The sequence below is a fragment of the Streptococcus pseudopneumoniae genome, assembly GCF_001070815.1.
Taxonomy (GTDB): Bacteria; Bacillota; Bacilli; order Lactobacillales; family Streptococcaceae; genus Streptococcus; species Streptococcus pseudopneumoniae_P.
Map to the genome: position 1 here is coordinate 58603 of NZ_JVLX01000022.1, position 21237 is coordinate 79839.

Annotated in this window: 21 protein-coding genes; 20 read left to right on the forward strand and 1 reads right to left on the reverse strand. The window is 40.0% G+C overall.

Going from position 1 to position 21237, the window contains the following annotated elements; genetic code table 11:
* Positions 1-39: 39 nt before the first annotated feature.
* The 17 genes from nusA (at position 40) to ADG81_RS02690 (ending at position 16780) form a co-directional block, all read left to right on the forward strand.
* On the forward strand, positions 40-1176 hold the full coding sequence (gene nusA, locus ADG81_RS02610; protein WP_000032285.1) for a transcription termination factor NusA: 1137 nt from the start codon (positions 40-42) through the stop codon (positions 1174-1176).
* Between the two features lie 21 nt (positions 1177-1197).
* Complete coding sequence (rnpM, locus tag ADG81_RS02615; RefSeq protein ID WP_000857567.1) at positions 1198-1491, forward strand: RNase P modulator RnpM; 294 nt, start codon at positions 1198-1200, stop codon at positions 1489-1491.
* Positions 1484-1783, forward strand: coding sequence for a YlxQ-related RNA-binding protein (locus ADG81_RS02620; protein ID WP_001041390.1), 300 nt, complete (start codon positions 1484-1486; stop codon positions 1781-1783). Before rnpM ends, ADG81_RS02620 begins: the two co-directional genes overlap by 8 nt.
* 16 nt (positions 1784-1799) lie before the next feature.
* The gene (infB, locus tag ADG81_RS02625) at positions 1800-4592 is read left to right on the forward strand and encodes a translation initiation factor IF-2 (RefSeq protein WP_049550818.1); all 2793 of its coding nucleotides are present in this window, start codon (positions 1800-1802) and stop codon (positions 4590-4592) included.
* Positions 4593-4843: 251 nt separating this feature from the next.
* Complete coding sequence (gene rbfA, locus ADG81_RS02630; RefSeq protein WP_001273601.1) at positions 4844-5194, forward strand: 30S ribosome-binding factor RbfA; 351 nt, start codon at positions 4844-4846, stop codon at positions 5192-5194.
* A gap of 148 nt (positions 5195-5342) precedes the next feature.
* Complete coding sequence (locus ADG81_RS02635) at positions 5343-6122, forward strand: hypothetical protein (RefSeq protein WP_049550819.1); 780 nt, start codon at positions 5343-5345, stop codon at positions 6120-6122.
* Between the two features lies 1 nt (position 6123).
* The gene (locus ADG81_RS02640) at positions 6124-6306 is read left to right on the forward strand and encodes a hypothetical protein (RefSeq protein WP_049550820.1); all 183 of its coding nucleotides are present in this window, start codon (positions 6124-6126) and stop codon (positions 6304-6306) included.
* A gap of 264 nt (positions 6307-6570) precedes the next feature.
* Positions 6571-6804 (forward strand): DUF1858 domain-containing protein, encoded by a 234-nt coding sequence (locus tag ADG81_RS02645; protein WP_000368739.1) that lies wholly within the window; start codon positions 6571-6573, stop codon positions 6802-6804.
* Positions 6804-8138, forward strand: a complete 1335-nt coding sequence (locus ADG81_RS02650; RefSeq protein ID WP_049550821.1) for a DUF438 domain-containing protein — start codon at positions 6804-6806, stop codon at positions 8136-8138. The genes ADG81_RS02645 and ADG81_RS02650 overlap by 1 nt, the downstream gene beginning before the upstream one ends.
* 9 nt (positions 8139-8147) lie before the next feature.
* Positions 8148-8402 carry a DUF1912 family protein gene (locus ADG81_RS02655; protein ID WP_000119707.1) on the forward strand — a complete coding sequence of 85 codons (255 nt, stop codon included), beginning with the start codon at positions 8148-8150 and terminating at the stop codon, positions 8400-8402.
* A gap of 95 nt (positions 8403-8497) precedes the next feature.
* Complete coding sequence (locus ADG81_RS02660) at positions 8498-8893, forward strand: helix-hairpin-helix domain-containing protein (protein WP_049550822.1); 396 nt, start codon at positions 8498-8500, stop codon at positions 8891-8893.
* 281 nt (positions 8894-9174) lie between these two features.
* A complete protein-coding gene (locus tag ADG81_RS02665) occupies positions 9175-9753 on the forward strand; it encodes a flavin reductase family protein (RefSeq protein ID WP_049550823.1) in 579 nt (192 codons plus the stop codon).
* Entirely contained in the window at positions 9740-10300 is a 561-nt protein-coding gene (locus tag ADG81_RS02670) for a GNAT family N-acetyltransferase (protein WP_049550824.1), read from the forward strand. The genes ADG81_RS02665 and ADG81_RS02670 overlap by 14 nt, the downstream gene beginning before the upstream one ends.
* Positions 10300-10878, forward strand: coding sequence for an AAA family ATPase (locus ADG81_RS02675; RefSeq protein ID WP_049550825.1), 579 nt, complete (start codon positions 10300-10302; stop codon positions 10876-10878). Before ADG81_RS02670 ends, ADG81_RS02675 begins: the two co-directional genes overlap by 1 nt.
* Positions 10871-13522, forward strand: coding sequence for a valine--tRNA ligase (locus ADG81_RS02680; RefSeq protein WP_000032150.1), 2652 nt, complete (start codon positions 10871-10873; stop codon positions 13520-13522). Before ADG81_RS02675 ends, ADG81_RS02680 begins: the two co-directional genes overlap by 8 nt.
* A gap of 73 nt (positions 13523-13595) precedes the next feature.
* Positions 13596-14525 (forward strand): HamA C-terminal domain-containing protein, encoded by a 930-nt coding sequence (locus ADG81_RS02685; protein WP_001232735.1) that lies wholly within the window; start codon positions 13596-13598, stop codon positions 14523-14525.
* Positions 14495-16780, forward strand: coding sequence for a helicase-related protein (locus ADG81_RS02690; RefSeq protein ID WP_000375691.1), 2286 nt, complete (start codon positions 14495-14497; stop codon positions 16778-16780). Before ADG81_RS02685 ends, ADG81_RS02690 begins: the two co-directional genes overlap by 31 nt.
* 152 nt (positions 16781-16932) lie before the next feature.
* On the opposite strand, the gene ADG81_RS02695 is transcribed toward ADG81_RS02690, so the two are convergent.
* Positions 16933-17337, reverse strand: a complete 405-nt coding sequence (locus ADG81_RS02695; RefSeq protein ID WP_001125912.1) for a hypothetical protein — start codon at positions 17335-17337, stop codon at positions 16933-16935.
* 127 nt (positions 17338-17464) lie between these two features.
* Here ADG81_RS02695 and ADG81_RS02700 point away from each other — a divergent pair, with 127 nt between their 5' ends.
* From ADG81_RS02700 to rpoE, 3 genes are all read left to right on the forward strand, one after another.
* Positions 17465-18685, forward strand: a complete 1221-nt coding sequence (locus ADG81_RS02700) for a DNA cytosine methyltransferase (RefSeq protein ID WP_049550826.1) — start codon at positions 17465-17467, stop codon at positions 18683-18685.
* Positions 18686-18755: 70 nt separating this feature from the next.
* Positions 18756-20333, forward strand: a complete 1578-nt coding sequence (locus tag ADG81_RS09820; RefSeq protein WP_049550827.1) for a hypothetical protein — start codon at positions 18756-18758, stop codon at positions 20331-20333.
* Between the two features lie 131 nt (positions 20334-20464).
* The gene (gene rpoE, locus ADG81_RS02710; RefSeq protein ID WP_000418409.1) at positions 20465-21052 is read left to right on the forward strand and encodes a DNA-directed RNA polymerase subunit delta; all 588 of its coding nucleotides are present in this window, start codon (positions 20465-20467) and stop codon (positions 21050-21052) included.
* Positions 21053-21237: the final 185 nt, after the last annotated feature.

Below are 21237 nucleotides of genomic sequence, written 5' to 3' on the forward strand. Positions count from 1 at the left end.
AGAAAGGATAGCTTTTGAGGATTCAAAAGTGAAGAAAACATGAGTAAAGAAATGCTAGAGGCCTTCCGCATTTTGGAAGAAGACAAGGGAATCAAAAAAGAAGACATCATCGACGCAGTAGTAGAGTCGCTTCGTTCCGCTTATCGCAGACGCTATGGTCAATCAGACAGCGTAGCTATTGACTTTAACGAAAAAACAGGTGACTTTACAGTTTATACTGTCCGTGAAGTGGTTGATGAAGTATTTGATAGCCGTTTGGAAATCAGCTTGAAAGATGCCCTTGCCATTAATTCAGCCTATGAACTTGGTGACAAAATCAAGTTTGAAGAAGCACCTGCTGAGTTTGGTCGTGTAGCAGCTCAATCTGCCAAACAAACCATCATGGAAAAAATGCGCAAGCAAACACGTGCCATCACTTACAATACTTACAAAGAACATGAACAAGAAATCATGTCTGGTACAGTAGAACGCTTTGACAACCGCTTTATCTATGTCAACCTCGGCAGCATCGAAGCCCAATTGTCAAAACAAGATCAAATTCCTGGTGAAGTTTTTGCTTCTCATGATCGTATCGAAGTTTATGTCTACAAGGTTGAAGACAACCCTCGCGGTGTCAACGTCTTTGTTAGCCGTAGCCATCCAGAAATGATCAAACGCTTGATGGAGCAAGAAATTCCAGAAGTTTATGATGGAACTGTTGAAATCATGAGCGTGGCCCGTGAAGCTGGTGACCGTACTAAGGTTGCAGTTCGTAGCCATAATCCAAACGTGGACGCTATCGGTACAATCGTTGGACGTGGTGGTGCTAATATCAAGAAGATTACTAGCAAATTCCACCCAGCTCGTTACGATGCCAAGAGCGACCGTATGGTGCCAATCGAAGAAAACATCGACGTTATCGAGTGGGTAGCAGATCCAGCTGAATTTATCTACAATGCCATTGCTCCTGCTGAAGTTGACCAAGTTATCTTTGACGAAAACGACAGCAAACGTGCCTTGGTGGTTGTACCAGATAACAAGCTTTCTCTTGCTATCGGTCGTCGTGGGCAAAACGTTCGCTTGGCGGCTCACTTGACTGGTTACCGTATCGATATCAAGTCTGCTAGCGAATTTGAAGCCATGGAAGAAGCTGGTTCAGTAGATTTGGAAGCAGAAAACGATACTGTAGAAGAATAAAAGCTGCTAGAGGAGGGAAAGATGAAAACGAGAAAAATCCCTTTGCGCAAGTCTGTTGTGTCCAATGAAGTGATTGATAAGCGTGATTTGCTCCGCATTGTCAAGAACAAAGAAGGACAAGTCTTTATCGATCCAACAGGCAAGGCCAATGGCCGCGGCGCTTATATCAAGCTAGACAATAAAGAAGCCCTAGAGGCGAAAAAGAAGAAGGTCTTTAACCGCAGCTTTGACATGGAAGTGGAAGAAAGCTTTTATGATGAGTTGATCGCTTATGTGGATCACAAAGTGAAAAGAAGAGAGTTAGGACTTGAATAAGCAAAAGATAAGCAATCTCTTGGGACTTGCTCAGCGAGCAGGGCGGATTATATCGGGTGAAGAATTGGTGGTCAAGGCCATTCAAGACGGCAAGGCCAAGTTGGTCTTTCTAGCCCATGATGCTGGACCCAATCTGACCAAGAAGATTCAAGATAAAAGTCATTATTATCAAGTAGAAATTGTAACCGTGTTTTCAACACTGGAATTAAGCATAGCAGTCGGAAAATCAAGAAAGGTTTTGGCTGTGACAGATGCTGGATTTACAAAGAAAATGAGGTCTCTTATGGAATAGAAGAGGAGGACATGATTTGTCTAAGAAAAGATTGTACGAAATCGCAAAAGAACTTGGAAAAGAAAGTAAAGAAGTTGTAGCGCGTGCAAAAGAGTTGGGCTTGGATGTGAAAAGCCACTCATCAAGTGTGGAAGAAGCTGTCGCTGCAAAAATCGCTGCCAGCTTTAAGCCTGCAGCTGCTCCGAAAGAAGAAGCAAAACCTGCAGCACCAAAAGCAAGTGCAGAAAAGAAAGCCGAAAAATCTGAGCCAGCTAAACCAGCTGTAGCTAAGGAAGAGGTAAAACCAGCTGAGCCAGTTGCTCCGAAGGCAGAAAAAGTAGCAACAAAACCGCAAAGCCGTAATTTCAAGGCTGAGCGTGAAGCCCGTGCCAAAGAGCAGGCAGAACGACGCAAGCAAAATAAGGGCAATAACCGTGACCAACAACAAAACGGCAACCGTCAGAAAAATGACGGCCGTAATGGCGGAAAACAAGGTCAAGGCAACCGCGACAATCGTCGCTTTAATGATCAAGCTAAAAAACAGCAAGGTCAGCAAAATCGTGGAAACGAGCGCCGTCAACAAGAGGACAAACGTCCAAATCAAGCGACTCCACGCATTGACTTTAAAGCCCGTGCAGCAGCCCTGAAAGCAGAGCAAAACGCAGAGTACGCTCGTTCAAGCGAGGAACGTTTCAAGCAGACTCAGGCTGCCAAAGAAGCCTTGGCTCAAGCTAACAAACGCAAGGAGCCAGAGGAAATCTTTGAAGAAGCTGCTAAGTTAGCTGAACAAGCGCAACAAGTTCAAGCAGTGGTTGAAACAGCTCCTGTGAAAAAAGAAGTTGCAGTGGATACACGTCGTAAGAAGCAAGCCCGACCAGACAAAGAGCGCGATGATTATGATCACGAAGAAGATGGTCCTAGAAAACAACAAAAGAATCGAAGTAGTCAAAATCAAGTGAGAAATCAAAAGAATAGTAACTGGAATAACAACAAAAAGAACAAAAAAGGCAATAACAAGAACAACCGTAATCAGACTCCAAAACCTGTTACAGAACGTAAATTCCATGAATTGCCAACAGAATTTGAGTATACAGATGGTATGACCGTTGCGGAAATCGCAAAACGTATCAAACGTGAACCAGCTGAAATCGTTAAGAAACTCTTTATGATGGGTGTCATGGCCACACAAAACCAATCCTTGGATGGGGAAACAATTGAACTCCTCATGGTGGATTATGGTATCGAAGCCAAACAAAAGGTTGAAGTGGATAATGCCGATATCGAACGTTTCTTTGTCGAAGATGGTTATCTTAATGAAGATGAGTTGGTTGAGCGTCCACCAGTTGTAACTATCATGGGACACGTTGACCACGGTAAAACAACTCTCCTAGATACCCTTCGTAACTCTCGTGTTGCGACAGGTGAAGCAGGTGGTATCACTCAGCATATCGGTGCCTACCAAATTGTGGAAAATGGCAAGAAGATCACCTTCCTTGATACACCAGGACACGCGGCCTTTACATCGATGCGTGCGCGTGGTGCGTCTGTTACCGATATTACTATCTTGGTTGTAGCGGCAGATGACGGGGTTATGCCTCAGACTATCGAAGCCATCAACCACTCAAAAGCGGCCAACGTTCCAATCATCGTAGCCATCAACAAAATTGATAAACCAGGTGCCAACCCAGAACGTGTTATCGGTGAATTGGCAGAGCATGGAGTTATGTCAACAGCTTGGGGCGGAGATTCTGAATTTGTTGAAATCTCGGCTAAATTCAACCAAAACATCGAAGAATTGTTGGAAACAGTCCTTCTTGTGGCTGAAATCCAAGAACTCAAGGCAGACCCAACAGTTCGTGCGATTGGTACAGTTATCGAAGCGCGCTTGGATAAAGGAAAAGGTGCGGTTGCAACCCTTCTTGTGCAACAAGGTACCTTGAATGTTCAAGACCCAATCGTTGTCGGAAATACTTTCGGTCGTGTCCGTGCTATGACCAATGACCTTGGTCGTCGTGTTAAAGTTGCTGGACCATCAACACCAGTTTCAATCACAGGTTTGAACGAAGCGCCAATGGCGGGTGACCACTTTGCTGTTTACGAAGATGAAAAATCTGCGCGTGCAGCAGGTGAAGAACGTGCCAAACGTGCCCTCATGAAACAACGTCAAGCTACCCAACGTGTCAGCCTTGAAAACCTCTTTGATACCCTTAAAGCTGGTGAGCTTAAGTCAGTTAACGTTATCATAAAGGCCGACGTACAAGGTTCTGTTGAAGCCCTTTCTGCCTCACTTCAAAAAATCGATGTGGAAGGTGTCAAAGTTACCATTGTTCACTCAGCGGTCGGTGCCATCAACGAATCTGACGTGACTCTTGCCGAAGCTTCAAATGCCTTTATCGTTGGTTTCAACGTACGCCCTACACCACAAGCTCGTCAACAAGCAGAAGCTGACGATGTGGAAATCCGTCTTCACAGCATTATCTACAAGGTTATCGAAGAGATGGAAGAAGCCATGAAAGGAATGCTTGATCCAGAATTTGAAGAAAAAGTTATCGGTGAAGCAGTTATTCGTGAAACCTTCAAGGTGTCTAAAGTGGGAACTATCGGTGGATTCATGGTTATCAACGGTAAGGTTACCCGTGACTCTAAAGTCCGTGTTATCCGTGATGGTGTCGTTATCTATGACGGTGAACTTGCAAGCTTGAAACACTACAAAGACGACGTTAAGGAAGTTACAAACGGTCGTGAAGGTGGATTGATGATCGATGGCTACAATGATATCAAGATGGATGATGTGATTGAGGCCTATGTCATGGAAGAAATCAAACGATAAGATTTTTTGCTCCTTTCTTAGGTGGTGAGGGACGCAAGCAAACCGATGGTTTCATTGCTTATTTTTGAGCCTAGGGTCTCAAAAATCCCCTGTGATGGGACTGATAAATCAGTTCCATCACTTTCACCACGGCGAAAGAAGCAGATGATTTCAAATTGAACTTCGTTCCAATTTGAAATGAAAATCAATAAATTTAAAAATAGCTAGGTCTGCTGGCCTAGCTTTTGGTTCAAAGTAGAGAAAGGAATATCATGGCAAATCATTTCCGTACGGATCGTGTGGGCATGGAAATCAAGCGTGAAGTCAATGAGATTTTGCAAAAGAAAGTCCGTGATCCGCGTGTCCAAGGCGTGACCATCACAGATGTTCAGATGCTGGGTGACTTGTCTGTTGCCAAGGTTTACTACACCATTTTGAGTAACCTTGCTTCAGATAACCAGAAAGCTCAAATCGGGCTTGAAAAAGCAACTGGCACCATCAAACGTGAACTTGGTCGCAATTTGAAATTGTACAAAATCCCAGATTTGACATTCGTCAAAGACGAATCCATCGAATATGGAAATAAGATTGACGAGATGCTACGCAATCTGGATAAGAACTAAGAAGAGGGGCAACCCTCTTTTTTGGTGCTTGGATTCTTCTAGCTATTAATAGCTGTATTTGTAATTGCAAAAAACAGTTTAAAAAATTTGTAAATACCTTATAGTATGATATGATAATGTTTAATACGAATGATAAATGGAAGTAGAGATGGGCAAACAAGAGTTAGCGATGCAAGTGCTGCGACAAGTGGTGAAATTACCCATGGTCAAAGTTGATCGAGAAAAATTTTTAGTTGACAAGTTTTCTAAAGAGTTAGATCGAAAGGATATTGCTACATTATTGGAAAAAGGTCCGACCTCTTTGTTAACAAAGGAAAGCTTGGATCGAGTTGCTAAGACCTGTATTAAGGACAATGTTCTACGAGCAAGCGGGACTTCGATTTTGGCAGGTTTACCTGGTGGTATTGCCATGGCAATCACTATTCCAACAGATGTAGTTCAGTTTTATGCTTTTTCATTAAAGTTGGCCCAAGAACTAGGCTATATTTATGGATTTGATGATCTTTGGGAATCCCGTGATGAATTGAGCGAGGATGCTCAAAATACCCTCTTGCTTTATCTCGGTGTCATGCTAGGGGTAAATGGAGCAGGGGCTTTACTTCGCTCTGGAGGTGTAACAGTTGCCAAGCATGTGATGAAGACGATTCCGCAGAAAGCTTTGACAAAGACACTTTGGTATCCTATTCTGGAAAAAGTTTTGAAAATTTTTGGAGTCAGCTTGACAAAGGGAGGCTTGGCTAAGGGAATGGGAAAAGTGATTCCTATTTTAGGAGGTGTCCTTTCTGGTGGCTTAACCTTTGCGACTATGAAGCCGATGGGGGAAAGACTGCAAAAGGAATTATCCAAATTAGTTAACTATAATGAAGGGCAGCATCAAATAGATATTGATACTATCCGAAAAGAAGCTGAAATCATCGAAGGTGAGTAATATGGGACTCATAAAAATTCTAGCTAAAACTTACGGAAATTACTTTTTGACCATGCAAGGTGTAAAAGTGATGAAAACGATAAAGAAAGATGACCATGTCGTTGTCGGTCTAGGGAAACTCTTTATTGCAGACAAGTTAATGGATACGGCTCGGTGGCTCATCAAGCCAGAGGATAGAAAATGAAATTTTTTTGGAACTTCTTGCTATTCTTTTTATCAAACCGATTATTGGGATTGTGAAATTCTTGTGGATGATCATCTCTTTTGCAGTCCAATTGCTGTTTTACAAGCTATTATTTAAAATATTGGATTGGCTCTTTAAACTTATTTAGATGGTAATACAAGTCGCAGAGAACTAGCAGGAGCTCTCCTGCTAGTTTTTTAATCTCTTTCCATATGGTATAATATAAGCAGTAAAATCATTTTAGAACATACAATGGAGGTCGTCATGGACAATATCATCGATGTGTCAATTCCTGTTGCAGAAGTGGTGGACAAGCATCCAGAGGTCTTAGAGATTCTAGTGGAGTTGGGTTTTAAACCCCTTGCCAATCCCTTAATGCGCAATACAGTTGGTCGTAAAGTATCGCTTAAGCAGGGTTCTAAGCTTGAAGGAACTCCTATGGACAAGATTGTTCGCACACTGGAAGCAAACGGCTACGAAGTGATTGGGTTAGACTAATGGCAGATGAACGGATTCATATCCTACGGGATATTTTGTTAGAATTGCACAATGGCGCCTCTCCTGAGTCGGTTCAGGAGCGCTTTGATGCGACCTTTACAGGTGTTTCAGCCATCGAGATTTCCCTTATGGAGCACGAGCTGATGAACTCAGACTCAGGTGTCACCTTTGAAGATGTCATGGAACTCTGTGATGTCCATGCTAATCTTTTTAAAAATGCTGTTAAGGGTGTCGAAGTTGCAGATACTGAGCATCCAGGCCACCCAGTTCGTGTCTTCAAGGAAGAAAATCTGGCCCTCCGTGCGGCCTTGATTCGCATTCGGAGATTGTTAGATACCTATGAGTCCATGGAAGATGAAGAAATGCTTGCGGAGATGCGCAAGGGCTTGGTGCGTCAGATGGGACTTGTGGGGCAATTTGACATCCATTACCAACGTAAGGAAGAACTCTTCTTTCCTATCATGGAGCGTTATGGACACGATTCACCTCCCAAAGTTATGTGGGGAGTGGATGACCAGATTAGGGAACTCTTTCAAACAGCTTTAGCGACAGCCAAGTCACTACCAGAAGTGTCGATTAGCACTGTAAAGGAAACTTTTGAAGCCTTTGCGACAGAGTTTGAAAGTATGATTTTCAAGGAAGAGTCCATCCTTCTCATGATTCTCCTTGAGTCCTTCACCCAAGATGACTGGCTTCAGATAGCGGAGGAGAGCGATGCCTATGGCTATGCTATCATCCGTCCGTCTGAGAAATGGGTGCCAGAACGACAGAGTTTTGTTGAGGAAAAGATTGCAGAGGAGCCCGTGCAGCTAAACACTGCTGAAGGTCAAATTCAGCAAGTTATCGATACGCCAGAAGGACAGTTTACCATTACCTTTACCCCTAAGGAAAAGGAAGCGGTGCTGGACCGCCATAGTCCACAGGCTTTTGGCAATGGCTATCTCTCAGTCGAGCAGGCCAATCTGATCCTCAATCACCTCCCCATGGAGATTACCTTTGTCAATAAAGACGATATTTTCCAGTATTACAATGACAATACGCCAGCTGATGAGATGATTTTCAAACGGACGCCGTCCCAAGTTGGGCGCAATGTCGAACTCTGTCATCCACCTAAGTACTTGGATAAGGTAAAGACCATCATGAAGGGGCTTCGTGAGGGAAGCAAAGACAAGTATGAAATGTGGTTCAAGTCTGAGTCGCGAGGTAAGTTTGTCCACATCACCTACGCAGCAGTGCACGATGAAAACGGAGAATTCCAAGGTGTGCTGGAATACGTTCAGGATATCCAGCCCTATCGTGAGATTGATACGGACTATTTCCGTGGATTAGAATAAGGAGAAAAAATGAGTTACGAACAAGAATTTATGAAGGAATTTGAAGCTTGGGTCAATACCCAAATCATGATTAACGACATGGCGCACAAGGAAAGTCAAAAAGTTTACGAAGAAGACCAGGACGAGCGTGCCAAAGATGCCATGATTCGTTATGAGAGCCGCTTGGATGCTTATCAGTTCTTGCTTGGTAAGTTTGAAAACTTCAAGGCAGGCAAGGGATTCCATGATTTACCAGAGGGATTGTTTGGTGAGCGGAATTATTAAATGAGATAGATTCTTGATTTTTTACTAAAATCTTGATAGAATATTTGTATTAAATCCTTGTCAGAGCAGGGGTTTTTTATTGAAAGGATTTTATCATGTCAAAGAAACTCAATCGTAAAAAACAATTACGAAATAGCCTCCGTCGCGCAGGTGCCTTTTCAAGTACTGTGACTAAGGTTGTAGAAGAGACAAAAAAAGTCGTAAAACGTGCAGAGCAATCAGCGATCGAAGCTGGTAAGGCTGTTTCTAAAAAAGTTGAACAAGCAGTAGAAGCTACCAAAGAGCAAGCTCAAAAAGTAACCAATTCTGTAGAAGATTTTGCAGCAAACTTGGGTGGACTTCCACTTGATCGTGCCAAAACTTTCTACGATGAAGGAATCAAGTCTGCTTCAGATTTCAAAAACTGGACTGAAAAAGAACTCCTTGCCTTGAAAGGAATCGGCCCAGCTACCATCAAGAAATTGAAAGAAAATGGTATCAAGTTCAAGTAATCTTTCTTGTCCCTTGCATTTCCGAAAAAATCTTGCTACAATAGAGCCATTAGAGGTGTTTTGAATCCCACATTTTACAGAAAGTGGCGGTGCTGAGAAGTCCACAAATGTGTCAAAACTAGTTGCTAATGGCTGAAAATGAAATAAAAGTGTCTTTTTGTTTTAAAGACGAGAGTTGCGGGCAACTGCCCGAAATTGGGTGGTACCGCGGATAAATACATTCGTCCCTGTCATGTAGATGGCAGGGATTTTCTTTTGCGTCTTAGTAAAAGGAGGTTGTTATGAAGCAATCTTTTAAAACAAGTAAACTCTATTATGGTTTTCCTATCTTCATTTTGGGGTATCAGGATCAGAATTTTGGACACAATATTACGACCTGTAGCTCCTCTTATAGCTTGGGAGATTGGCTAGTCATTGGTGTCGGAGCTGAGGAAAATGCGGCTGAGCAAATCAAGCATTATCAACAGTTCACTGTGAATATCCCTGATGAAAATCTCATGCTCGAGATGGAGCAGGCTGGTTTTATCAGTCATCGAGAGAAATTGAAACACCTGGGACTAGACTACGAGATTTCTGAACGAACTCAGGCACCGATTTTAGAGGTTTGTCCAGTCGTATTGGACTGTCAGGTAGATCGGATTATCGAGGGAGATGGAATCTGCCACATCTTTGCTAAGATTCTGGACCGACTGGCTAATCCTGAACTCTTGGATGATAAGGGACATTTTAAAAATGACCGTTTTTCACCGATTTACTTTATGGGGGACGGTCACCAGCGCGTCTATCGTTATCTGGACAAGCGTGTAGATATTAAGGGGAGCTTCATTAAGAAAGCGAGGAAAAAGGATGGCAAGAACTGAACTGCCAGAACGCTTGGAAACAGAACGTCTCGTTTTACGAGTCCGTACTGTGGCGGATGCTGAGGATATCTTTGACTATGCTAGTCGTCCGGAAGTCTCTTACCCAGCAGGCTTTCTACCCGTCAAGACCTTGGAAGATGAAATTTACTATCTGGAGCATATCCTACCCGAGCGCAATCAAAAGGAAAATCTCCCAGCAGGTTATGGAATTGTGCCCAAAGGGACTAATAATGTTATCGGTTCTGTTGACTTCAATCACCGCCACGAGGACGATGTGCTGGAGATTGGTTATACCTTGCACCCAGACTATTGGGGTCGAGGTTATGTTCCAGAAGCAGCGTGTGCCTTGATTGATCTAGCTTTTAAAGAACTTGGTCTTCACAAGATTGAACTAACTTGCTTTGGATATAACCTTCAAAGTCAACGAGTCGCGGAAAAGCTTGGCTTTACCCTTGAAGCTCGCATAAGAGACCGCAAAGATGCTCAAGGCAACCGCTGTGATGATTTGAGATATGGCTTGCTGAGGAGTGAGTGGGAGGTAATTTGATGCATCTTTTCATCATTGGTGCTCCAGCCTCAGGAAAAATGACGATTGGTCAAGAACTGTCTCGACTGACGGATTCTACCCTATTTTATAACCATCAAGCCATCGATTTTGCACTAGAAATCTATCAGGACTATACAGAGGAGATGTGGGAATTTGTTCGTGGAATTACCTTTTCTTTCCTTGGAGCAAGTGCAAGAAATCAGCGATCAGTAATTTTAACAGACGTAATTGATTTTTCAAATCAGTACCAGCTGCTGTATTTGAAGCAAATTCAGGATTTGTTGGATGACTATCATCAAGAGATTCTTTTTGTGGAGTTGGAAACAAGTCTTGAGGAGCGCTTACATCGAAATCAAACGGAGAACCGGTTGAAGCACAAGCCCTTGAAACGGCATATTGAGGTATCTGAAAGAGAAATTTTAGAGACCGCTGAAACACTTCAATTAAATTCCCAACATCAACCGAATGAGCTGCACCACTATTTTAAAATAAATAATACGAATTTGTCTGCAGAAGAAGCTGCTAAGCAAATTCAAAATAAAATGAATACAATAGAGAAAGGACAAACACATGTCTAAAGAACTTTCACCTAAATATAATCCAGCCGAGGTTGAGGCTGGTCGTTACCAAAAATGGCTTGATGCTGATGTTTTCAAGCCTTCAGGGGATCAAAAGGCTAAGCCTTATTCGATCGTTATTCCACCACCAAACGTAACTGGTAAACTTCACCTTGGTCACGCTTGGGATACAACTCTTCAAGATATCATTATCCGTCAAAAACGTATGCAAGGTTTTGACACGCTTTGGCTTCCAGGTATGGACCACGCTGGTATTGCCACTCAGGCTAAGGTTGAGGAGCGCTTGCGTGGCGAGGGGATTAGCCGTTATGACCTCGGCCGTGAGAAATTCCTCGATAAGGTCTGGGAATGGAAAGATGAATATGCCACTACCATCAAGGAACAATGGGGCAAGATGGGGCTCTCTGTAGACTACTCTCGTGAGCGTTTCACTCTTGACGAAGGTTTGTCAAAAGCCGTTCGTAAGGTTTTTGTGGACCTTTACAAGAAAGGTTGGATCTACCGTGGTGAATTTATTATCAACTGGGACCCAGCAGCTCGCACAGCCCTTTCTGATATCGAGGTTATCCACAAGGATGTCGAAGGTGCCTTCTACCACATGAACTACATGCTGGAAGACGGTTCACGCGCCCTTGAAGTGGCAACAACTCGTCCTGAGACTATGTTTGGGGACGTTGCCGTTGCGGTCAATCCAGAAGACCCACGCTACAAGGACTTGATTGGTCAAAACGTCATCCTTCCAATCGCTAACAAACTCATCCCAATCGTTGGAGACGAACACGCAGATCCTGAATTTGGTACTGGTGTCGTGAAAATCACGCCTGCCCACGATCCAAACGACTTCTTGGTTGGTCAACGTCACAACTTGCCACAAGTCAACGTCATGAACGACGACGGAACCATGAATGAGCTTGCCTTCGAATTCGCCGGCATGGATCGTTTTGAAGCCCGTAAAGCAGTCGTTGCTAAGTTGGAAGAAATCGGTGCCCTCGTCAAAATCGAAAAACGTGTCCACAGTGTTGGTCACTCTGAGCGTACAGGTGTAGTGGTTGAGCCACGCTTGTCTACTCAATGGTTCGTCAAGATGGACCAATTGGCTAAGAACGCCATTGCCAACCAAGACACAGACGACAAGGTAGAATTCTACCCACCTCGTTTCAATGATACCTTCCTCCAATGGATGGAAAATGTCCACGACTGGGTCATCTCTCGTCAGCTATGGTGGGGTCACCAAATCCCTGCTTGGTACAATGCCGAGGGTGAAATGTACGTTGGCGAAGAAGCTCCAGAAGGCGACGGTTGGACTCAGGACGAAGACGTCTTGGATACTTGGTTCAGTTCTGCCCTTTGGCCATTCTCTACCATGGGCTGGCCGGATGTCGACTCAGAAGACTTCAAACGTTATTATCCAACATCAACTTTGGTGACTGGTTATGATATTATCCCGTTCTGGGTATCTCGAATGATTTTCCAAGGTTTGGAATTTACTGGCAAATCGCCATTCAAAAATGCATTGATTCATGGTCTGATTCGTGACGAGGAAGGCCGTAAAATGTCTAAATCTCTCGGTAACGGGATTGACCCGATGGATGTTATTGATAAGTACGGAACAGATAGCCTGCGTTGGTTCCTTTCAAACGGTTCTGCACCAGGTCAAGACGTGCGCTTCTCTTACGAGAAAATGGATGCTTCATGGAACTTCATTAACAAGATCTGGAACATCTCTCGCTACATCCTCATGAACAATGAAGGCTTGACCCTTGAGCAAGCAACTGCCAATGTGGAAAAAGTTGTCAACAAGGAAGCTGGTAATGTCACAGACCGCTGGATTCTCCACAACCTTAATGAAACCATCGGCAAAGTCACTGAAAACTTTGACAAGTTTGAGTTTGGTGTCGCTGGACACATCCTCTACAACTTCATTTGGGATGAATTTGCGGACTGGTACGTTGAGTTGACTAAGGAAGTCCTTTATAGCGACAACGAAGAAGAGAAAGTTATCACACGCTCTGTTCTCCTTTACACTTTGGACAAGATCCTTCGTCTCCTTCACCCAATTATGCCATTCGTGACAGAGGAAATCTTTGGACAAATCTCAGAAGGCTCTATCGTTACAGCAGAATACCCAACTGTCAATCCAGCCTTTGAAGATCTTGCTGCTCACACAGGAGTAGAAAGCCTCAAAGACTTGATCCGTGCTGTTCGTAATGCGCGTGCGGAAGTAAACGTAGCTCCAAGCAAACCTATCACAATCCTTGTTAAGACAAGCGATAGCGACTTGGAAACCTTCTTTAACAGCAATGTCAACTACATCAAACGCTTCACAAATCCAGAACACTTGGAAATCGCATCAAACATCCCTGCACCTGAACTCGCAATGTCAAGCGTCATCACAGGAGCAGAAATCTACTTGCCACTGGCAGACCTCTTCAATGTCGAAGAAGAACTAGCTCGCCTCGACAAGGAACTGGCTAAATGGCAAAAAGAACTGGATATGGTTGGTAAGAAACTCTCTAACGAACGTTTCGTAGCCAATGCCAAACCAGAAGTCGTCCAAAAAGAACGCGACAAACAAGCCGACTACCAAGCCAAATACGACGCGACCGTAGCACGTATTGATGAGATGAAGAAACTGGTTAAATAAACATAGAAACACGGTGATGAGCCGTGTTTTTTGGTATAATGAAATTGAAAATTGATAAGAAGGAAAAGTAATTTTGAGAAAAACACTTCAAGATTTAATTAATAATTCTATTGTTTTGAAATATAAGTTACCTTTTAATTTCACAAACGGTAAGGGAAGTTCAATTTCTATAAATAAAAGCAATTTAACAAGTAAAGGGAAAAATGAGTACTGCTTTGAAGGTAATGATAATGATATTTCAAAAATTATTTATAATGGAATAATTGAATTTGCTGAAAATGAATCTGAGATTGACTATAGTAAATTAGATAGAGAACAAACAAAGGCAATTAAACTTAAACTGAGGTATGATAAAGAGGATGAATCTTCAACCAAACTTCAATATGGATTTTATGGTGAAGTACTTTTAGATTTATTTTTAAGAAATTATTTCCATACGGATGTTTTAATTGCTAGAGGTTATTTTTATTCTCCTCTTGAAAAAGCTGAAGCAAAAGGATTTGATGCGTTTCATTTAGTGGATAATAATGGAATCTTGGAACTTTGGTTTGGTGAAGCTAAGTTCCATAAAAAATTTTCCTCAGGGATTAAATCTGTTATTTCTAAAATGAATAGCTCACTTTCAGATAGTTATTTAAATGATCACTTATACGCAATTATTAAAGAAAAAAAGAATATTTCTAAGTCGCATACTACTTTAGATACTATAATAGAAAGTTGGGAAGACAATCCTGAAATTATTCTTATAGACGAATTAACAGCTAACCATATCGAATTAATATATCCTATTTTTATAGCATATCAGAAACAAGGTACTTTTAGTTATGAAAAGTCAATTGATTCTTGTGTGAAGAAAATTAATGATGAGCTGTCTAAATCCACAGTTATGCCGGCTGTAAAAATTAATCTAAGTATTTTTGTAATGCTATTACCTGTTGATGATTCTAATAAATTAAAGGAAGAAGTGATTGAATGGATAGAAACGAAAGAACCGCTTATCTAATCAAAGAATTAAATTTATATAAGCGATACCCTGAAAGAAGAGGTACCTTTATCAAGACAACTTGTGACTATTACGACGCTGTAAAAAAAGACGAACTTACAAGTAGTGATTTAAATTTCTTGCGTTATATAGCAAATGAAGCTGGAGTACCACAATACTTTGAGCTACTTGAAAGAAAATATCAAGAAGGTAATGAAATAAATCCAGAGGATATGAATTTATTATCCATGAGTTCATTTTTAAATGAAGCGAATTTAATCGTAAATGATTATATGCTACATAAATATCAAAAAGAAGTTTTAGAATTATTCGAAATTAATTTAGTTAATAGATATGTTCTCTCTGCTCCAACTTCTTTTGGTAAAACTTTTATTGTTTATACTATTATAAAGAAAATGGATTATTCTAATATACTATTAGTTTTTCCTACGATTAGTCTGTTATCTGAAAATTATTTAAAGTTACAAAATGATGAATTTTTTTCTTCGTATAAAATACATACTCTAAGTGAAATAAACGAGGACGAACTTGGAGAAAAAAATATTTTTATATATACTCCTGAAAGATATCTCTCGTTTTTAGATAATAATACTAGTTATTTTGATTTTACTTTTGTGGATGAAATATATAAAATAGACAACGACTTTATTTTAGATAATGACACTCCAGAAGAAAATGAACGAGATATTGCTTATAGACTTGCTTTAGAATTTGCTTGCCAAAATAGTAAAGATATTTTACTCGCTGGACCTTATATTCAATTTCAGGAACCAGATGCAGAAAGAAATTCATTCAATAATTTTGTTAGAGTTAATAAATTTACAATTCTTGAATATAATGATGTTGAGATTGTATCTAAGAACATTACACATATTGATAGAAATAAGTTTGAACTTGGAAATATTAAATATAAATTAAATGTAGGTACTTCGTCCTTACAAGATAAAGTAGTACAAACTATTGTAAAGATAGAAGGTAATACTCTAATTTATTGTGGAAGCAAGCCAGATGTAGAGAGATTTGCTAATCATATGTTGAAAAATGAAGAATATCTTTCGCTTTTGTCAGAAAAAGAGTCCAAAGAAGATAATGAACTGTTTTCTATTTTTTTAAAACATATAGAAGAGAAATTTGGATCAGATTGGATTTTATATAAAGCACTTGAAAAGAGAATTGGGCTCCATCATGCAGGAATACCAAAATATCTTCAGAATGAAATAATTAATTTGTTTAATAGTGGGCAACTATTGTGTCTTTTTTCGACAACAACAATTACTGAAGGAGTCAATACAACTGCAAAGAATTTGATTGTTACTGCAGTAAAAAAAGGAAGGAAGCCATTAAAACAGTTTGATGCCAAAAACATTGCTGGGAGATCTGGTCGATTTAATGTCCATTATAGTGGTAATGTTATTGATTTAACAAAAGAATTTGAAACTATCATTAATTCGCAACAAGATGAAATTGAACATAAAAATTATGATAATTACCACAATAAAACTGACATTGATTTAGAAGTGACTCTGGATGAATTTTTGACAGATGATGATAAAAGGTTTAAAGATGAAATTAATAAGGCAAAACAAGACTCAGGACTACCAGATTTTATTTTTCAATCATATAGAATTATAGGCCCTTTGGAAAAAATCTTGATTTATAATCGAATAAAAGTAATGTCCGAGGTTGAATTTCGTAAAATTGATCGATTAAAGCAAGTATTAAGTCTAAGCAACGGTACAAAAATTCATTGGGAAGGTTTTCAAACAGTAGTTGATATTTGTCGCCAATTTATTTTTAATTCCGAGTTGAAACAGATAATAGAAGCTAAAGTAGGTAATAAAAATCATTCTTTAATTGTAGTACAACTGTCAGGATTTTTAGAAAAAGGCTTTTTAGGAACTGTTGATTATTACGTTAAACAGCAGAATTACAGTAAAGATAAAGCAATTAGTCAAACTTCTAAATTAATCTATACAATATTTAAATATCATCTTGTAAAGTATTTAGGTGTATTTGATTTGCTATATAGATTCCATTATTCAAAGGTTTACAGAAGAAACTTTGATGATGTTACTGGGATTAAAATTCTTCTGCAAAAGCTAGAGTATAATGCTCTGACTGATATTGGGCGCCAATTGAGTGATTATGGAGTTCCTTTTGAATTAGTAAAATATTATGATGGAAGTGTAACTACTAAAAATTTTGATTTATATGAAAGTTATGTAGATAGAAGAATACAAAGATTACTTGAATAAAAGATAAGACTGGGCAAAAACTCAATTTCAGGAGAAAATGAAGCAAATCTTCCCACAATAAAACGCATAGTATCAAGGTTTTTCAATACCTGATATTATGCGTTTTTGATTTTAGAGACTTTTTTTGCCCAGCATCATCTTAGTAATTATATTTAGATAATCGTAAATAAAATATCAGTAGGAGTAGTCCATTCTACTCTGATTCTTGTCCCAACGGTTACGTTCATTTGATTGAACCAGTTGTTAAAGGCTTTCAAGTTACCTTTACCAGAAAGATTTTTAGCATAGGGATCTCCTGCTTGAGAATTCCCTGATACTTTTACTACTCCATCGAAGTAGCCATCTGTCGACTTAGCATTAAATATATTCTGCCCTAAAATATCTATTCCTTGAGTGTGATTGGAATTATAAATTCTAAATTGATGAGCTACTGAACTTGGAATTGGGATATAACATTCTCCTGTTATCTGAGGACGAGAATTTGTATTCCTGTATGTGCCCCAGTCAATATTAGTTTTTTTAAGTTCTACTATGAATTGATCTCCTTGTTTTGGCATTATGCACCTCCTTAAGTTTATATGTTCATTATATCATATATGTTTGGAAAATGTTTATATTTCAGTATTAATTTAAAAATGATATACTAGTATAGTTAAACAAATTTCTTAGAAAGCAGGTTACTACATGACAAATTCTGTAAGTTCGAACCGACCTGAGAAGTACAACATTGCAGCTTTCTTCTCAGGTGTTGGGGGAATTGAGTTGGGATTTGAACAGACCAACGAGTTCAGAGTGGTGTATGCCAATGAATTTGATAAGTATGCGCGTCGGACTTATCAGTTAAACCATCCAGATACTTATTTGGATGGTCGTGATATTCACGCTGTTCAGCCAGAGGATATTCCAGCTGAGCGCGTGGATGTGGTTATGGGAGGTTTCCCTTGTCAGGCCTTTAGTATTGCGGGTTATCGCAAGGGCTTTGATGATGATCGTGGCGATCTTTTCTTCGAATTGCTTCGGATGATTGAGGGATGCAAACCTCGTGCTATTTTCATCGAAAACGTCAAAAACATGATAGGTCATGACCATGGAAATACATTTAAGGTTATTCGTGAAGCCTTGACCGAGAACAACTACTTTATAAAGTGGAAGGTTCTCAACGGGAAAGACTACGGAAATATCCCACAAAACCGTGAGCGGATTTATATTGTTGGTTTTGATACCAAGGAAGCTTATGACTTGTTTGAATTTCCAGAGGAAATCAAGCTGACTACGACTCTTCAGGATGTGATTAACTTTGGTGATAAGCTAGACGAGGTCTATTACTACCGTGATGGGAAGCAGAATTTCTACGACCAGTTAAAATTTGAAGTTACCAGTCAAGACACGGTCTACCAGTGGCGTCGTCAATACGTTCGAGAAAACAAGAACGGTGTTGTACCTACTTTGACAGCCAATATGGGAACAGGTGGACACAATGTTCCATTGATTCTAACAGATAGTGGCGAGATTCGTAAGTTGACTCCCAAAGAAACCTTTAATGTCCAAGGTTACCCTAAGTCCTTTAAAATCCCAGAAGGGGTTTCCAATGGTCAGCTCTACAAGCAGGCTGGAAATAGCGTAGTCGTTCCCGTGATTAAACGTATCGCGGAAAATGTTGCCAAGGCTTTAAATGAAAGCCAAGGGCGATCTCAACTTGCACGCTCAGGAAAAATTGCCATTATCTACACCAAGATGAATGGACAATTTGAAGGGCAGTCCTATGTCAAGGACTTTGTAGATAGCTATGATCAAGCTCTTGAAAAAATCAAGTCTTATGACGATGGTTTAGCTCTTCTGTCTGGTGAAGATTATTTAAAATTGGTTAAAAAACGAGGAAATCTCGAATTTTACAGTATTAATTAACGAATATATAAGAGGGTTAGTGAAAAACTAATCTTCTTTTGATATACTGAAAATAGAAAAGAGGGTGCTTATGTGGGAACATCTAAAGTCTGAACAAAAAGACAAATACAAAACCTTAATTACCAACTTCGCTAGCTTGAGCCAAGCTTTCTCTCAAAAGGCTGAATCCGACGATGAGGGACAAACAGAGAATTATGTTGCTCCAATTGTTAATTCTAAATTTCAAGAGACTGTTTTCCAGAAGGCTTTTAATGCTGTTGGGGAAGATATTGCCAATACTTCCTATGATGCCTCTGTCGTTGTGGATGAAAATCATAAATACCTAGTGGGTATCAAATCTTTTGGAATCAATTCTGGAGACCAAAAAATTGCTCAGTTTAAGAAAGACTCACAAGATTGGACGGAATTGTTGGGTGATATCAAATTCCATGCAGATATCTCAGCAGATAAAGAAACAGCAGACAAGAAAAACTATCAACGCTATGAAGAGTTGGCACGAAAGATTGCGACCTTAAGAAATCAGAGAATCGAATCTTCTAAGGCACAAATTAAGGGTTTTAACTCAGATTCGGTCAATGTTGAAGCTGTTTATCACGTTCTGATGCCGACACCAAAGGGAGAAAATCCTAGGATTTTTGTTGGTGAGACGACTTATTTACCAGTTGATATTGATAATCTAGTCATTGAAGGATCAACTACCAAAAACAATCCAACCAATTTTCGCTTTACAGATGGGAAACACCACTACAAGTACACAGCAGCTGACAGTCAGCTCCACATGACTTTTAATAATAAAGACATTATTGTAGACACTTGGGACGTCCATTATATTGAAGATCCTTTTTCGCTATTTGAAAATCTTCATTTACTGACAGCTGAAAAGGATAAAACTGATATCTTAGAGACAGTGTCTTGGGCTATCACAGATAAACATGGAAATGTGGAAGAAAACTCTGGCTTCAATGCCTTTAATGGTGGTTCAAAATTAGCTAAAAAAGATCGTCTGCCACGAATTTTAAAGATTCAGGAAAAATTCAAAGACAGTCTGGCTCCAGAAGAACTAGCTTTTGTGACCTTCTCTTTAGAGGAAATTCTCTTGAAAAAGTGGACTAGCAAGGAAGAAAAAGCTCAGATGAAGGCGATTCGTGAGGACTTGATTCACTTTGTCCACAATACTGGCAATAAAAAACTCATCAAAGAGATTGAACAGCTGGTTTATCGTCCAGTTAGTGAAGTTTACATTCCTCTGCCAGACTCTAAGAACTTTCATGACGAAAGGCCAGACTTCTTTGGTCCTGGATTTGGGGCTTTTGAGCCTGGAACTAAAAAATTAGCTCTATCTAAAGAAGAAAGAACTTTTAAACTACGCTTTTTATCTTCTGGTGATGTTATTAACGCCTATATAAATCAAGAAGCTGGAAAGGCAATTCAGTCAACTGACAAGCAAGAAATTCTTGGCAGCTGGATTTTACGAGGAGTCTTCCAGTTGAAAGAACGTGAAGTCTTAACAGGTCAACGACTCAATGAACTGGAAATCAACGGTATTCGTTTGACTAAGTTTAAAAATGGGGAAATTGGTATTGAATTCATCTGGATTGATACTGAAAATCCACCTAGTGATGCCATAGGCTGGGTAGCAAAGAAATAAAAAGTCCTGTCACTTTCTCCCATTTAACCTTTGACTATTCTGCAAAATTATCGTAAAATAAAGAGTAAATGATAAAATGAGGTCAGAGTCTGTTCGCTCTGGCGATACTAGTATAAATGAGGAGAAACGCTTTGGAATTAGAAGTATTTGCTGGGCAAGAAAAAAGTGAACTATCTATGATTGAGGTAGCGCGTGCTATCTTGGAACTTCGTGGTCGCGATCATGAGATGCATTTTAGCGATCTTGTAAACGAAATTCAAAACTACCTTGGAACATCAAACAGCGATATCCGCGAAGCTTTGCCTTTGTTCTACACAGAGTTAAACTTTGACGGTAGCTTCATCTCACTTGGAGACAACAAATGGGGGCTTCGTTCATGGTATGGTGTGGACGAAATTGACGAAGAAATCATCGCTCTTGAAGAAAATGACGACGATGAAGTGGCACCGAAAGCTAAGAAAAAACGTGTCAATGCCTTCATGGATGGTGATTCAGATGCCATTGACTACAATGCAGATGATCCAGAAGACGAAGATGCATACGAAGCAGATCCAGCTCTTTCATACGATGATGAAAATCCAGATGATGAGAAAAACGAAGTGGAAGCTTATGATGCAGAAATCAACGAAATCGCCCCAGATGACTTGGGTGAAGACGTGGATCTTAACGAAGAAGACGACGAGTTTTCAGATGATGATACTGAAAACATCGAGGAATAAAAGTTAGCTATTGACAATTATCCTATTTTTAGGTATCATATTGTTCGGGCACCTCTTTTAGAGGTCGGGGCTCCCTAGTTCTTAGGGAGCTATTTTTGTTTTTTCAAGAAGTTATCTTCTTGTATTTTATCCTCAATGAAAATCAAAGAGCAAACTAGGAAACTAGCCGCAGGTTGCTCAAAGCA

Bases quoted from the DNA above. Each gene is read 5' to 3' on its own strand.
- ADG81_RS02665 (WP_049550823.1), top strand. From the start codon at position 9,175: ATGAAGCAATCTTTTAAAACAAGTAAACTCTATTATGGTTTTCCTATC.
- ADG81_RS02700 (WP_049550826.1), top strand. From the start codon at position 17,465: ATGACAAATTCTGTAAGTTCGAACCGACCTGAGAAGTACAACATTGCA.
- ADG81_RS02660 (WP_049550822.1), top strand. From the start codon at position 8,498: ATGTCAAAGAAACTCAATCGTAAAAAACAATTACGAAATAGCCTCCGT.
- ADG81_RS02670 (WP_049550824.1), top strand. From the start codon at position 9,740: ATGGCAAGAACTGAACTGCCAGAACGCTTGGAAACAGAACGTCTCGTT.
- ADG81_RS02695 (WP_001125912.1), bottom strand. From the start codon at position 17,337: ATGCCAAAACAAGGAGATCAATTCATAGTAGAACTTAAAAAAACTAAT.
- rnpM (WP_000857567.1), top strand. From the start codon at position 1,198: ATGAAAACGAGAAAAATCCCTTTGCGCAAGTCTGTTGTGTCCAATGAA.
- nusA (WP_000032285.1), top strand. From the start codon at position 40: ATGAGTAAAGAAATGCTAGAGGCCTTCCGCATTTTGGAAGAAGACAAG.
- ADG81_RS09820 (WP_049550827.1), top strand. From the start codon at position 18,756: ATGTGGGAACATCTAAAGTCTGAACAAAAAGACAAATACAAAACCTTA.
- ADG81_RS02635 (WP_049550819.1), top strand. From the start codon at position 5,343: ATGGGCAAACAAGAGTTAGCGATGCAAGTGCTGCGACAAGTGGTGAAA.
- rbfA (WP_001273601.1), top strand. From the start codon at position 4,844: ATGGCAAATCATTTCCGTACGGATCGTGTGGGCATGGAAATCAAGCGT.
- ADG81_RS02680 (WP_000032150.1), top strand. From the start codon at position 10,871: ATGTCTAAAGAACTTTCACCTAAATATAATCCAGCCGAGGTTGAGGCT.
- ADG81_RS02690 (WP_000375691.1), top strand. From the start codon at position 14,495: ATGGATAGAAACGAAAGAACCGCTTATCTAATCAAAGAATTAAATTTA.
- ADG81_RS02675 (WP_049550825.1), top strand. From the start codon at position 10,300: ATGCATCTTTTCATCATTGGTGCTCCAGCCTCAGGAAAAATGACGATT.
- ADG81_RS02645 (WP_000368739.1), top strand. From the start codon at position 6,571: ATGGACAATATCATCGATGTGTCAATTCCTGTTGCAGAAGTGGTGGAC.
- ADG81_RS02655 (WP_000119707.1), top strand. From the start codon at position 8,148: ATGAGTTACGAACAAGAATTTATGAAGGAATTTGAAGCTTGGGTCAAT.
- ADG81_RS02640 (WP_049550820.1), top strand. From the start codon at position 6,124: ATGGGACTCATAAAAATTCTAGCTAAAACTTACGGAAATTACTTTTTG.
- ADG81_RS02650 (WP_049550821.1), top strand. From the start codon at position 6,804: ATGGCAGATGAACGGATTCATATCCTACGGGATATTTTGTTAGAATTG.